The organism is Lunatimonas salinarum (assembly GCF_017811155.1).
Taxonomy (GTDB): domain Bacteria; phylum Bacteroidota; class Bacteroidia; order Cytophagales; family Cyclobacteriaceae; genus Lunatimonas; species Lunatimonas salinarum.
Genome location: NZ_JACVCV010000005.1, coordinates 198,010 through 212,346, shown reverse-complemented (window position 1 = coordinate 212,346; position 14,337 = coordinate 198,010). Strand labels below are relative to the sequence as shown.

Below are 14,337 nucleotides of genomic sequence, written 5' to 3'. Positions count from 1 at the left end.
TGAGTGGACACTCAAAGATACGGATCGTGTTTTAACGAACAAGTCCCTTTCTTCTTTCGGAAAAAGGGACTTGAACATTAAATCAATTTCCACACTTCAACCCAAGAAGTGGATGGAGCTCAAAGATGCAAAAAAAAATTGAAAGCAGCAACTTATTTCGAAATGTGAGGGCCTTTTACCAACGTAAATATTTTAAAACAAAAAAGGGCGTTTTTGACGCCCTTTCACCGTTATACTCCTTAAATGTTGACCGACTAGGGCTCGAACCTAGACTCTTCTGAACCAAAATCAGACGTGTTGCCAGTTACACCATCGGTCAATTTTGAACGCCTCTTTCCTAAGGTGTCACAAAGGTAGGATGACTTTTTTTTTAATGCAAATCGATCTTACTTCAAATTGTTGAATTTTTTCCGTAGCAGGCGAATCTAAGATCCGTTTGTATTGTATTAATCCTGTAAATCTATAGTTTTCAGAGAATTATTTGGCGGTCTATTTGCGTTTGTTTTTTTTTAACCTTGTGGAATTTTTTCGTCATACCACCTGTAACAAGCAATATTGCGAACAAACTCCTGAAAGGGGCTCTGACATAAATTACATAGGTAGCGTGTTTACTTATTTTCAACTTGCCAAAAATTAAACCGATTATTGCAAAATATTCTTTCTATGCTTAAGTATTCTTATCTTCTTTTCACGTTACTGACTGTATTTCAAGTTCGCGGTCAGGAGGTCTTTACAGGCAAAGTGTTGGACAAGCAAACGAAGGAAGAACTTTTTGGTGCCTACGTTTTTTTAAAGACTGACACGGATGAGACACTTAGTTCCACTTTTACCGATTTGGATGGAACGTTCAGCATCAAACGGCCAAAGGAGCGTGACTTTGTGGTTGAGATTTCCTTTATCGGATATAAGACGTTCCGCCAGAAAATGATGGCACCGTCCGGTAGCCAACTTGGTACCTTTGAAATCGAAAGTGATGGGCAGGAGATGGAGGCCTTTGAGATATCAGCAGATGCCCTCGGTGGAGAGGTGAGGGGGGATACGGTTGCCTTCAATGCGGCGGCATTTAAAACCCGTCCCGAAGCGGATGCCGACGAATTGGTGCGTAAGATGCCCGGTGTTGTGATACAAAATGGGGTGATTCAGGTACAGGGAGAAGATGTCAAGGAGATTTTAGTGGACGGTCGTCCATTCTTTGGAGACAACCCAGCCGCAGCGCTTAAAAATCTGCCCGCAGAGGTAATTGAGCGCGTGGAGTTTTTGGATCGGCGTAGCGACGAGTCACAACTCACCGGTATAGACGACGGGGAGACTGTCAAAACCATCAATATCATCACCAAGCCCGATAGGCGTGCGGGGCGCTTTGGCAAATTCTACGGGGGATATGGTACCGACGGTAACTACTTGGCGGGCGGCAATATGAATTTCTTCAATGGAGCAAGGAGACTTTCAATCCTTGGCCTGAGCAATAACATCAATCAGCAGAATTTTGGCTCGGATGAGCTGGGGAATTTGGAGGGTGATGATAGCCGTCGGGGAGGAGGAAATGAACTGACCGTGGGCAATCTCCCGGGAATCACCAATACAAATGCCTTGGGGGCTAATTTTTCTGATGAGTATTTGGATGAAAAAATGAAGATTACCGGCAGTTACCTTTTTAATAACCGGGAAAATGTCTTGAACAGAATTTCTACCAGAGAGTATGTCCTTCCGAACGACAGTCTGCAATTGTATAATGAGAATCGGCTCGATCAGACGACCACACAAAGCCATCGGATGAATGTTCGCATTGACTATACGATCAATGAACGACATGCGATCATTCTTAGACCGAGATTTGGATACGACAAAAGTAATTCTTCTAATTCGCGGGAAGCAGTAAACCTATTTGATCGGGATAATCCCATCAGTCGCAATGATAACACGACATTAAACGACCGGGAATCTATGAATTTTGGTAATTCGTTTATTTATCGATACAAATTCGGCAAGGAGGGGCGGGCGCTTTCGGCGAGTGTCTATACCAGCACCTACGATAGCAGGAGCGACTCGGATCTTATTGCGGTGAATGAAAACTTCCAGAATAGCAACTTGGACAGCTTGATACAGTTTCGAAATAGTACGTACAATAGCACCTATTACAGCGCTAGTTTCAACTATTTTGAACCACTGAGCGAACAGTCGAATTTGAGATTTAACTACCGGATTTCGAACAATCTTTCTGATACAGACAGACAGGTGACCGCACAGGAACAGGAAACTGGCATTTTTCAATTGGACAGTGTACTCACCAATACCTTTGAAAATAGCTACATGACCCAGTGGGCTGGATTGGGGTATAGTCTTCGAACGGAAAATTTATCGGTCTACTCTACGCTAAACTTACAGTCTGCTAAGATCGATAGTGATCGCCTTTTTCCTGGTTTTGAAAATACCCAGCGTGAATTCACCAATTTCCTCCCCCGCATAGTGGTAAATTACCAGGTAGGCGAGCTTAACAGCTTACGACTCGATTATAACACTCAGACTACAGCACCTACCATACGGCAACTACAGGATGTGATCAGTAACTCGAATCCGCTTCAGGTATCCAATGGTAACCCGGATTTGAATCAAGAGTATAGCCACCGGATGTTTGTCCGCTTCCGTAGGATCAATCCGGAAACCAATCGTTCATTTATGGTATTCCTTTACGGAAACTTCCGTAACGACTTTATCGGTAACGAGACATTTGTCGCAGATAGGGATACCCTGTTGCAGGGTGGTGTGCTGCTGCCTCAGGGAGGGCAATTCAGCCGACCGGTAAACCTGGAAAATTACAGGTATTACAGGGGTTACATGAGTTATGGTTTTCCACTTCGCTTTATGAAGAGCAATATAAGCCTTAATTCAGGGGTCCGCAGCATTAATCGACCCGGCATCATCAATGGCGCTAAGAACTTCAATCGCAATACAAGCGTATCTCAAGGGATCAATTTAAGTAGCAATATCAATGAGCGAGTGGATTTCAATATATCCACTACGGGTAATTATACCATGGTAAGAAGCAGCCTGCAACCGGATTTGGATAATAATTTTTACACACACAGCACCCGGGCCGATCTGTTTTGGAACTTTGTGGGAGGGTTGTTTATTGGAGGTAGTACCAACCACCTGACGTATTCCGGTTTAGGGGAGGATTTCGATCAGTCGATATTACTGGTCAACTTGGAAATGGGTTTTAGAATCCCACCAAGTAGGAAAACGGAGATCAAGCTGACCGTTTTTGATTTAATGAACCAAAACACCAGTATAGACCGGAATGTTACGGATGTGTTTGTCGAGGACGTGAGGACTCAGGTACTGCGCCAATACTTCATGCTTACGCTTACCTATAACCTGCGCCGATTCGGTGGGTATAATATGAATATGTAATTTGGAATGATTTCCAATGCGCGGTGCACGCAATATTTCAGCAAGGAAAAGTAAAAAAGTTCGGCCAAATCATAAGGCCGAACCTTCTTACTGATGCTGTGCTACCCATTTTCTTGCGTTGATAAATGCCTCCATCCAGGGTGTCAGTAATTGATCTTGTAGTGAGTGGTCGAGATAGGGCCAGTTCCACGTAAATAGAGAACGTTCTATATGGGGCATAATAGCCAAATGCCTGCCGTCTGCTGAGACGATACCGGCGGTGGCATAATCGGAATCGTTTGGATTTCCCGGATAGCTGCCGTAGCTGTAATGCAGGGCAAAGTGATAGGCATCTTTTGCCATGGGCAGTTGAAATTTGCCTTCGCCGTGTGCTACCCACACCCCAAGGCGTTGGCCGGATAGTGAACCAAACATTACCGACTTATTCTCTGGAACGGTCACATTAACAAAGGACGACTCAAACTTTTGGCTTGCATTGTGCAGCATCTTCGCAGCATTCGGTATATCCGGATAGATAAGCCCCAATTCGACCATAAGCTGACAGCCATTGCAGACTCCCAAACTAAGGGTGTCCTTTCGCGCATAGAAACTATCCAATGCTCGCTTTGCCTTTTCGTTGTAAAGAAAAGCGCCTGCCCAACCCTTCGCGGAACCCAATACATCTGAATTGGAGAATCCTCCTACGAATACGATCATATTTACGTCTTCCAGCGTTTCTCTACCGGCAATCAAGTCGGTCATGTGGATATCCTTTACATCGAAACCGGCAAGCCAAAGCGCATAGGCCATCTCTCGGTCGCCGTTTACACCTTTTTCCCGAATGATGGCAGCCTTCTGACCACTTTCCTGCCGACGATCGGGACCGATTCCCAGGTTTTCATAAGAACCGAACCACGTGGAGTCAATCGAATAGCGAAGCTGCTGCTGATCAAAATTATCGAATCGCTCTTTTGCCAAGGAGGGTCCACTTTGCTTTCGGTCCAAAAGGTAAGACGACAGAAACCAAGTCTTACGGAGTTCGGAAACTGATAATATTTCATTTGAAGGAAGCAGTCTAACCACTCCACCCTTGGTTACCTTGCCGATCTTTTGGGCGTTTAACCCTGATCGGTTCAGCCTATCGGTCAATCGCAAGTCAGAGTTGACTTGGATCAATACCGCAGGGTTTTCTGAAAACAACGTCTTCACGAGGTCATCGGAAAACGAAGAAAGGTCCAATTCGATACCTAAGTCAACGGTGGGGAAGCACATTTCCAGGACAGTAGTTATCAAGCCACCTGAGGAAACGTCATGTCCTGCAAGGATTTTATTTTCCGAGATAAGTGCCTGAATGGTGGCAAACGCATTTTTGAAATAAGCTGCATTTGCGATATCTGGGACGGATTGGCCTACCTGATTTAGCACTTGCGCAAGGCTACTGCCTCCCAAATGAAGTTCTTGTCCCGAAAAATCTATCCAGATAATTTCAGTATTTGGTAGGTCCTTCAGATCCGGTGTCACCACCCGCTGTATATCCGAGCATTCGCCTACCGTGGAAATAATGACTGTGCCCGGTGAAAACACCGTTTTCCCATCGGGATATTTTTGGGTCATGGACAGGGAATCTTTACCCGTAGGGATATTGATTCCAAGCGCAATCGCGAAGTCACTTACTGCCTCGACTGCTCGATAAAGCCGATCGTTCTCCCCTTTGTTCTTGGCAGGCCACATCCAATTTGCACTTAACGAAACACCCTGCAATCCATCTTCCACGGGAGCCCAAACCAAATTGGTCAAGGCCTCCGCGATCGCAAGCCGGGAACCTTTAGCAGGATCGGCGAGCGCGGCGACGGGAGCGTGGCCGATGGAAGTAGCGATGCCCCGGTTGCTGCTAAAGTCCAATGCCATTACAGCGACATTATTCAGGGGAAGTTGGATCGGTCCAGTGGTTTGTTGTTTGGCCACGCGGCCTGTCACCGATCGATCCACCTTATTTGTCAACCAATCCTTACAGGCTACCGCCTCCAGCTGCAGCACCTCCTTTAGATAAATCACCCATTTGGAGGTGTCGTAACTCAGGGGGCTAAAGTCGCTTTTTTGGGTCTCATCTTCCAAAATGGTCTTGGGGGATGACCCAAACATGTGGGAGAGCTCCCAATCTACCGGCTTTTCACCGGTCTTTCGGTTTTCAAACGTAAACCGCATGTCTCCGGTGGTTTCTCCCACTTGATAAAACGGGGCTCGTTCACGGTCGGCTATTCGCTTTAATGTGGCGGCATCTTCTTTTCGTATCACCAGTCCCATACGTTCTTGGGATTCGTTTCCGATGATTTCCTTGGCGGATAATGTGGGATCTCCCACCGGAAGCTGGTCAATAAAAATTCTTCCGCCGGTCTCCTCTACTAATTCGGAGAGACAGTTGAGGTGTCCTCCTGCACCATGATCATGTATGGAGATGATTGGGTTGTTATCGCTCTCTGCCATGGCACGGATCACGTTTGCTACCCTCTTTTGCATTTCGGGATTTGAGCGTTGTACCGCATTTAGTTCTATCGCATGACTAAATTGGCCTGTGTTTACCGATGATACAGCACTTCCACCCATGCCGATACGGTAGTTGTCTCCTCCCATTACCACGATTTGATCGCCTTTGGTAGGGGTGTGCTTTAAGCTATACGGTGCTCGGGTAAATCCCACGCCACCCGCCAGCATGATCACTTTGTCAAAACCGTAACTCCGATCATTTTCAATGTGTTCAAAAGTAAGTACGCTTCCGCATATGAGTGGTTGACCGAACTTATTCCCAAAGTCACTGGCCCCGTTAGAGGCTTTGATAAGGATTTCTTCGGGGCTTTGGTAGAGCCATTTTCTGGGCGGAAGCTTTTTCTCCCAAGAGCGGTTTGACGTTGAGCGAGCGTAGGAAGTCATATAAACGGCCGTTCCTGCTAGCGGAATGGATGCCGTTCCTCCGGCTAACCTATCCCTGATTTCCCCGCCTGTCCCGGTGGCGGCACCGTTAAATGGCTCTACCGTGGTGGGGAAATTGTGCGTTTCTGCTTTTAGCGAAAGGACGGTGTCTATGGGACTGATTTCAAAATAGTCGGCTTTATCCTGCGTTTTGGGAGCGAATTGCAACGTTTGTGGTCCTTTCACAAAAGCCACATTATCCTTGTAGGCGGATACGATTCGGTTTGGGTTTTCCTTCGATGTTTTTTTGATAAGCTGAAACAAGGTTTCTCGCTTGTCTACCCCGTTTATTCGGAACGTTCCATTAAAAATTTTGTGCCGGCAATGCTCTGAATTGACCTGGCTGAAGCCGAATACTTCGCTGTCTGTAAGGGGTCTCGCCAGCTGTTTGCTCACTTCTTCGAGGTAGCCGATTTCTTCAGTGCTAAGCGCCAATCCCTCAGCTGCGTTGAAGGCGGCTATGTCTTCGATATAAATGACTGCTGCGGGTTCGATTGCAATGGTAAACACCTCCTGATCCAAACCTTCGTACCTTGCTTGTAGCATCGGGTCATAATGCTGTTCCGCATCCGCTTTTTCAAATTTTTCAATTCGGCTGATACCTTTCAGCCCCATATTCGCAGTAATTTCGACGGCATTTGTAGACCATGGGGTGATCATTTCTTTTCGGGGGCCGATAAAAGTACCGGAAATTTCCTTTGTGTCTACTCTTTTTGCATTACCAAATAGCCAAGCCAACCTTTCAGTTTGCTCCTTAGGGAATTCTTGGGAGGTACTTAATGCGTAAAAGAATTTTTCGTTGGATTGGAAAAAGATAATCATACCAGTGTGGGTTGAATAGCGAGATTTGTGGCACAAAGGTAAGAAAAGGGTGGAAAAGTCGGTAAGTGAATTTGCAACTATTTAAGACTGGTATAGTGCACGGTTGATACCTGTACGTATTTCGATCATTTCACGGGTATTGTGTTCGTTTTCGTTCATTTTTTTTGTTCGGAAAATTGCCTAAAGGGTGTAGCTAAGGCCTTTAAGTTGTTTTTTTGTTGGCCCTCAAAAATAAATGATTTCATTGGTAAACCTAAATTCATGTAGTTGTAATATTTTGTAAATATCAATTTTTATAAATAAATAGTGTGTTATTTTGTGATAATATACATCTCGTCGATGAAATATTCTGTAAAAAACCCCGGAAACTTTGAACCTTCATTGGGTTTCCATAGTTTTTGGTCTAATATTTAGCGTATACATCATTGGAAACGAGAGACAAGATCATTTCTGTGGCTATTCGGGAGTTTTCAACTGCTGGGATTAAGTCAGTTACCATGGATCAGATAGCCCGGGAAGCGGGAATCTCGAAGAAGACCATCTACCAGGAATTCAAAGATAAAAAGGAACTGGTTTACGAAACTTTTTTTCGGGAGTTGGAGAAGAACGCCTGCAAATTAAAGGAAATGGAGGCAGGTAAGGATGGTGTGATAGAACACTTGATTGAATTTTCCAGGTTTCTACGGGAGCGTTTTACGGACATGCATCCCATGGTTTTGAATGAGATTAAAAGATATTACCCAGAGAGTTGGGCTCTTTTTGAGCAATTTAAGGAGGAATATGCCATTCGGAATCTGGAGGATTTAATCGAACGGGGTAAGGAACTGGGTTATTTTAGACCTGAGATCAATGCGAGGTTGTTGGCTTTGTTGCCGCTGGAGCAGATCTCCCTGATGTTAGACCCTTCGAGATTCAGTCCTTCAAAGGTCGATTTGGGACAAGTCCAATTGCAGATTTTTGATCATTTTCTCCATGGGATGTTTACCGAAAAAGGAAGAGTTGCCTATCAAGAACAAATGAACCATCAGCTATAACAAACATGAAACACAAACCACCGGTAATTTTGATGATATGTATGCTGCTTTGGTATCTACCAGGCGGCGTATTTGCGCAGGAAGCGATTCGGTTAACCCTTGAGGAGAGTATCCGGTATGCGCTTGAAAATAATGTGGATGCAAAAAATGCACAATTAGAGGTGTTGATATCCAAAGGAACTATCGGTGAACAACGTGCGCAAGGTCTGCCTCAGATAAATAGTACCCTGGAATTTACCAAAAACCTACAACCACCGTTAATCATTCTTCCGGCAGAGGCGGGCGATTTTATTGGAGGTGGGGGCGAAGGAGATCCTGGGACTCCTCCTTCGAATGAACAGCCTTCCGATGTAACGGTCATCCCATTTGCAGTAAACTACCAGTCCAGTTTAACTACTACGATCGAGCAAATGATTTTCAATGGGTCGTATTTTGTCGGGTTAAAGGCCGCAAAAACCCTCAAGCAGCTGACGGATTTTGACAAAGAGAAAGCAGAGATAGATGTCATTGAAAATGTCAAGAAGGCCTACTACACTGTTTTGGTCAATGAAGAGCGAAAAGCATTGATTGAAGGAAACCTGATAAGACTAAATCAGTTGCTTGAGGAGACCACCGCAATGTATGAAGCGGGCTTTGCTGAGAAGCTGGACATATCTCGAATAAAGGTTCAGTACAATAACGTTTCTACCGAGTTTGACAGGCTTATTTCTGCGATAGATGTAAGCAAGCAGCTGCTCAAGCTACAGCTAGGTGTGCCTTTTGAATATGAGGTGGTTTTGGAGGAGTCTTTCGATAATATGGCCATCGAGGAAGGGGAGGTGGTTTCCCTACTGGAAGCAGAGATTTCTAACCGGGTAGAGATCAATCAGTTGGAAAAGAATATCGAGTTGGCTACCCTTGATATGAAAAACAATCAAGTTCAATATATCCCCAATATGTCTGCATTTGGAACTTTTCAGCGGGTAACCGGTGCTCAGAGTCTTCGAAATGTGTATCAGGCAGATAGGTGGTTCTCTTCATCCTTCGTTGGTTTTAGGTTAAGTATCCCTGTTTTTGATGGACTTCGCAAGAGCTATGCCATCCAACAAAACCGGGTGCAGATAAGGCAGTTGGAAAACCTGAAGTTCAATACCGAGCAAAGCATCAAAGTAGAAGCACTGCAATCTAAGCAGAATCTGAAAAATGCACTTAAGGCTCTAGAGGTGCAGCGCGAAAATCGAGAGCTTGCCAGCGAGGTATTTAACATGACCAAGATTAAGTACCAGGAGGGAGTGGGTTCCAACTTTGAGCTTGTGGAGGCCGATGCCGCACTGAAGGAGGCGGAAACCAACTACTATTCGGCACTTTACGATGCATTGATTGCACAGGTAGAGGTTGAAAAATCACTCGGAATTCTAAAGTAAACGCAAAGCATTCATCAAACCAAATGAAAGGGCGATAGGTATCATCACCAGGATATCCTACCTGCTCAAGATTCTACACCAATATATAAAGACAATTATAGACGTATGAAAACATATTCTTTATTTTTATTAGTCGGCCTCCTGTCCCTTTCTTTTGCCTGCGAGAAAAAGGTAGATGAGTTGGCAGAAAAGAAATTGGAATTGGAACGTTACCAAAAAGAAGCGGCAGAGCTGAGGGCCAAGATGGATGCCCTGATTGCGGAGATTTCTGCGGTTGATCCCTCTTTTGGCAGGGCGCAACGCAAAGAAGTATTAGTGACCACCGTAACTCCCAAGACGGGATATTTTTCCCATTTTGTGGAGATCACAGGCTCTGTTCTTTCAAAAAAGAACGTCAATATCAGCGCCGAGGTGCCCGGACGTATTCAGGAGGTGGTTGCCGTGGAGGGGATGCAGGTGAAGCGTGGACAGGTATTGGCCCGCATAGATGCAGAGTCGGTAGACAGAAATATCGATGAACTTCGCAGCCAATTGGAGTTGGCAGAGGTGCTTTATGAACGTCAAAAGCGACTTTGGGATCAGCAGATCGGGACGGAAATACAGTTTTTGGAGGTGAAAAACCGAAAGGAGAATTTGGAGAAATCCTTGGCTTCCCTACAGACTCAAAAGGATCGGACAGTCGTTCGGGCACCCTTTGACGGAACCGTAGAGAGTGTCATGGTTAGGTTAGGGGAATTAGTACAGCCAGGGTCTCCTATGCTGAACTTTGTGGGAGAAAGTGATCTATTCATCGAGGGAGATGTATCTGAAAAATATGTAGGAGTATTACAGCGGGGGGACTCGGTAGAGGTTGTTTTTCCTTCTATTGATTATAGACTTCGGACAAAGGTTAGTGCCGTAGGATCGGTAATCAACCCAAACAACAGGACGTTTAAGGTAGAGGTGTTTCTTCCATCCATACCATTGGTGAAGCCTAATATGATTTCGGTACTCAGGATCAATGACTATCGTCAAGAGGATGCTGTGATAGTGCCCAACTATTTGATTTTGCAGGATAATAAGGGAGATTACGTATTTATGGTGGAACAAGGGAATGCCATCAAGCGCTACATCAAGCGGGGAATGACTCAAGGCGATGAGACAGAAATATTGGAAGGATTGACGGGTAATGAACAATTGGTGGACAAAGGCTTCCGTGAAGTGGGTAACAATATGCCCGTAAAAATCGATACCACTTACTAAGATTAGGTTATGGAGGAGAAAAATAAAAAAGAAGTCACCAGAGAGTTTGGTCTGTCTAGTTTGGCGGTCAGTAACCGGACATCGGTGGTCATTCTTACGTTTATTATTGCGTTTTTAGGAATTTTTGCCTATACCACCATGCCAAAGGAAAGTTTTCCAGAGGTGGTAATTCCCACGGTGTATGTAGGTACGGCCTATCCGGGCAACTCACCCGTTGATATGGAAAACCTTATCACCCGGCCTATCGAAAAGGAACTGAAATCAATCAATAATATAAAGGATATCCGATCAACGTCTGTCCAGGATTTTTCTTCCATTGTGATTGAATTTAATCCCAATGTAGAGATATCGAAGGCATTGCAAGACGTGAAGGATGCGGTGGACAAGTCGAAAAGTGAGCTCCCTACCGATTTGGATCGCGACCCGGATGTATTGGAAGTCAATACTTCTGATTTTCCGATCATGAATATCAACATATCGGGAGATTATTCGGAAGTAGAGCTTAAAAAGTTTGGGGAGTTTCTGGAAGATGAAATAGAAAAGTTGCCTCAGGTATCCAAGGCAGAACTCCGTGGAACCATTGAGCGGGAAATACGTATTGATGCCGATATTTTCAAAATGGAAGCTATGGGGGTTACCTTTTCGGATATTTCCGATGCGGTAAGGGGAGAAAATGTGACCATCTCTGGCGGAAATTTGCTTTCCGGTGATTTTAGGCGCACGCTGCGAATAACCGGCGAATTCGAAGTAGCCAGCGAGATCGAAGATGTGATCGTCAAAACCGAGGAGCAAAAGATAGTATATGTTCGAGACGTGGCTGTTGTGCGTGACAGTTTCAAAGAGCGTGATAGCTATGCCCGCAGCAAACAACTGCCGGTGGTTACGGTGAATGTGGTCAAACGAAGCGGCGAGAACCTGTTGGACGCTTCCGATGAAATAAAGAAAATCATCGACAAAGCAAAATCAGATCGTTTTCCAGAGGATTTGGAGATCTCAATCACCAATGATCAGTCAAAAACCACGCGTGCACAGGTGAAGGATTTGGAAAATAGCATCATCCTGGGCGTAATATTTGTGGTCTTGGTGTTAATGTTTTTCCTTGGTTTTCGAAATGCTCTTTTTGTTGGCATTGCGATCCCTCTCTCCATGTTTATTTCCTTTCTGGTGTTGAATTCCTTTGGAATCACCCTAAATCTAATGGTGTTGTTCTCGCTTATCCTTGCTTTGGGTATGTTGGTGGATAACGGGATCGTGGTAGTTGAAAACATTTACCGCTTGATGCAGGAAGGGAAATCGTCTGTTCAAGCCGCTAAAGAAGGAGTTGGGGAGGTGGCTTGGCCGATCATTACCTCTACAGCGACTACACTAGCGGCTTTCTTGCCGTTGGCTTTTTGGGACGATATCGTAGGGGAATTCATGAAATACCTACCCATTACCCTTATCATTGTTCTTTCCTCTTCTTTGTTCGTGGCACTTGTGATCAATCCTGTCCTAACGGCCATGTACATGAAGGTGCAGGACTTGAGTAAGGACAAGCCCAAAGGAAAGCAGGTGATGTTTGCGGCGGCTGCAGGGATTATCGGGTTGTTATTATACCTTCCCGGTTATATGATCTTAGCAAACGTTTTTATGCTGGTTGCCATCTTGACCTTGTTGAATGTCTTTGTTATGAGGAAGGCAATTGTTTGGTTTCAAAATGTGTTTTTGGCGTTATTAGAGAATTTCTACGAAAAAACCCTGCTTTTTGCGCTGCGGGGAAGGAATCCCTACCTGTTTTTTGGGGGGACGCTGGTTTTGTTGGTGTTTTCGATCGTTCTATTGGGGATTAGGGCTCCCCAAGTTCTGTTTTTCCCGGACAATCAACCAGCGTTGGTAAATGTGTACTTGGAAAAGCCCATCGGAACAGATATTGAGGCTACCAACTCACTGGTAAGGGATTTTGAGGGAAAGCTTTCCCAGGTTCTTGCCCCTTATGAACACATTATCGAGTCGGTAATTACACAGATAGGAGAAGGGACAGGCGATGCCATGGAGGGGCCAAGTGGCGCCGCTACCCCTCACAAAGCCAAGATTACCCTGGCTTTTGTTGAATACCAATATCGGGAAGGCATAAACACCAACCACATTATGGATGAAATAAGGGATTTGGCCGATGGATTCCCCGGAGTTCAAATTACCGTTGGAAAACAGGCTGCCGGGCCCCCTGTTGGTAAACCTATCAATATTGAGATAAGCGGAGAAGTATTTAACCAATTGGTTGAATTTGTATCAGAGGCGCGGCGAATAATCGATGAGGCTAATATAGAAGGTATAGAGGAATTGAAGTCAGATTTGGAAGCAGGTAATCCCGAGTTGATCGTAAATATCAATAGGGAAAATGCGCGAAGATTCGGGTTGTCAACCAACACCATTGCAACAGAGCTAAGAACTGCCCTATTTGGCCTCGAAGTATCTAAATTTAAAGAGGGAGAGGATGATTACCCGATCCAATTAAGGCTGGCCGACGAGCACCGCTACGATGTAGCGGCATTGATAAATAAAAAGATTAATTTTCGGGATAAATTTGGAAACCTGAAGGAGATCCCCATTTCCGCCGTGGCAGATTTGGAATACAGCTCGACCTTTGGGTCGGTAAAGCGGAAAGACCTGAACCGGGTGATTACCTTATCCTCCAACGTGACAGAAGGATACAATGCAACCGAAATCAATCAGCGAATCAAGGCACTTTTTAATAATGTGGAAGTCCCGGACGGAATTTCGGTCAAATTTACGGGTGAACAAGAAGAGCAAGCCAAGTCGGCCGAGTTTCTCACCAGAGCCTTGCTGATCGCAGTTTCTGTCATTTTCCTGATTATCGTCGCTCAGTTCAACTCGATCGCCAGCCCGTTTATCATTATGGGATCTGTCGTGTTCAGCACGATAGGGGTGTTTTTGGGTCTGGTCGCCTTTAATATGGATTTCGTTATTATCATGACTGGAATAGGCATCATATCCTTGGCAGGGGTGGTAGTTAATAATGCGATCGTACTTATTGACTATACCAATCTCGTTCGAGAACGCAAGCGGGAAGAACTTGGCGTCCGGGAGGGAGAATTTCTCCCCTTTCCAGAACTCTTAGGGAGCATTATTCAAGGGGGCAAGACGAGGTTGAGACCCGTGTTGTTGACGGCAATCACTACCGTTTTGGGGTTGATTCCCTTGGCTTTGGGGATGAATATCAATTTCAGCACACTGATGTCTTCCTTTGACCCTCAGTTCTATACCGGAGGTGATAATGCAGATTTTTGGGGGCCAATGGCTTGGACTGTTATATTTGGTTTAATCTTTGCTACCTTTTTAACGTTAGTAATAGTACCGGTGATGTACTTGTTGACCGACAAGGTAAGCATGGCGCTAAGACGGTTGAAATAAGATTTTATTAAAGGTTGGTGGTTTTTTAAGTGTTCAAACCCCAGGGATTTTGTCCTTGGGGTTTTTTA

6 protein-coding genes and 1 tRNA gene are annotated in these 14,337 nt (G+C 45.0%); 5 read left to right on the top strand and 2 right to left on the bottom strand.

Features of this window, described 5'->3' with window-relative positions:
- Positions 1–246 precede the first annotated feature (246 nt).
- A tRNA-Gln gene (locus IAQ59_RS07925) sits at positions 247–319 on the bottom strand.
- 344 nt (positions 320–663) lie between these two features.
- Here IAQ59_RS07925 and IAQ59_RS07920 point away from each other — a divergent pair.
- Positions 664–3,411, top strand: coding sequence for an outer membrane beta-barrel protein (locus tag IAQ59_RS07920; RefSeq protein ID WP_209330259.1), 2,748 nt, complete (start codon positions 664–666; stop codon positions 3,409–3,411).
- A gap of 87 nt (positions 3,412–3,498) precedes the next feature.
- On the opposite strand, the gene purL is transcribed toward IAQ59_RS07920, so the two are convergent.
- Positions 3,499–7,179 (bottom strand): phosphoribosylformylglycinamidine synthase, encoded by a 3,681-nt coding sequence (gene purL / locus IAQ59_RS07915; RefSeq protein WP_209330258.1) that lies wholly within the window; start codon positions 7,177–7,179, stop codon positions 3,499–3,501.
- A gap of 425 nt (positions 7,180–7,604) precedes the next feature.
- Between purL and IAQ59_RS07910 the strand changes: the two genes are divergently transcribed.
- The 4 genes from IAQ59_RS07910 to IAQ59_RS07895 all read left to right on the top strand — a co-directional run bounded on the left by IAQ59_RS07910 (position 7,605) and on the right by IAQ59_RS07895 (position 14,269).
- Positions 7,605–8,213, top strand: a complete 609-nt coding sequence (locus IAQ59_RS07910) for a TetR/AcrR family transcriptional regulator (RefSeq protein WP_209330257.1) — start codon at positions 7,605–7,607, stop codon at positions 8,211–8,213.
- Between the two features lie 5 nt (positions 8,214–8,218).
- Positions 8,219–9,616 carry a TolC family protein gene (locus IAQ59_RS07905; protein WP_209330256.1) on the top strand — a complete coding sequence of 466 codons (1,398 nt, stop codon included), beginning with the start codon at positions 8,219–8,221 and terminating at the stop codon, positions 9,614–9,616.
- A gap of 105 nt (positions 9,617–9,721) precedes the next feature.
- The gene (locus tag IAQ59_RS07900; protein ID WP_209330255.1) at positions 9,722–10,858 is read left to right on the top strand and encodes an efflux RND transporter periplasmic adaptor subunit; all 1,137 of its coding nucleotides are present in this window, start codon (positions 9,722–9,724) and stop codon (positions 10,856–10,858) included.
- 9 nt (positions 10,859–10,867) lie between these two features.
- Positions 10,868–14,269 carry an efflux RND transporter permease subunit gene (locus IAQ59_RS07895; protein ID WP_209330254.1) on the top strand — a complete coding sequence of 1,134 codons (3,402 nt, stop codon included), beginning with the start codon at positions 10,868–10,870 and terminating at the stop codon, positions 14,267–14,269.
- The last annotated feature ends 68 nt before the right edge of the window (positions 14,270–14,337 follow it).